The sequence below is a fragment of the Mesorhizobium sp. M8A.F.Ca.ET.202.01.1.1 genome (assembly GCF_004791595.1).
Lineage (GTDB): Bacteria > Pseudomonadota > Alphaproteobacteria > Rhizobiales > Rhizobiaceae > Mesorhizobium.
The window spans coordinates 1-380 of the sequence record NZ_SRUN01000104.1 but is presented as its reverse complement, the minus strand read 5'-3'; the positions used below and the strand labels follow the sequence as shown (position 1 = coordinate 380).

The 380-nt window shown below is 58.2% G+C and carries 1 pseudogene; it reads right to left on the bottom strand.

The features are described from left to right. A pseudogene (locus tag EN845_RS34035) lies at nucleotides 1–380 on the bottom strand (endonuclease); the annotation flags it as partial.

The window sequence follows — 380 nt, the reverse complement described above, 5'->3', positions numbered from 1 at the left end:
GACGGAATCCATCACCGGCTGGCGTAGGTAGTTCCAGGCAAGATTGTAGAACATGGCCGATTGCGAGTTTTCGACATCGTCGCGCTCGCGGGCGGAATTGGCGTGGTAGCGTAGCGAAGCATCGGAAGGATCGTCATTGAAGTCGCTGAAAGCGATGATGGCGATGTTGTTTCCTTTTTCTTCCCTGATGCGATGGTGCCAGTAACCCAGCGTCTCACCGGCGGTCATGCGAAAACCGGCGCTTTCCACTGCGCCGCCGGATCGCGACGGCCAGTGATTGGAAAGCGCGATAAGCTGGCGGCCCCCCTTGGTGATGAAGGTGCACTGGGTAATGTCGCGCGTGCCGGTGCGGCGCATGACGAAATGGCTGAAAATCTCGT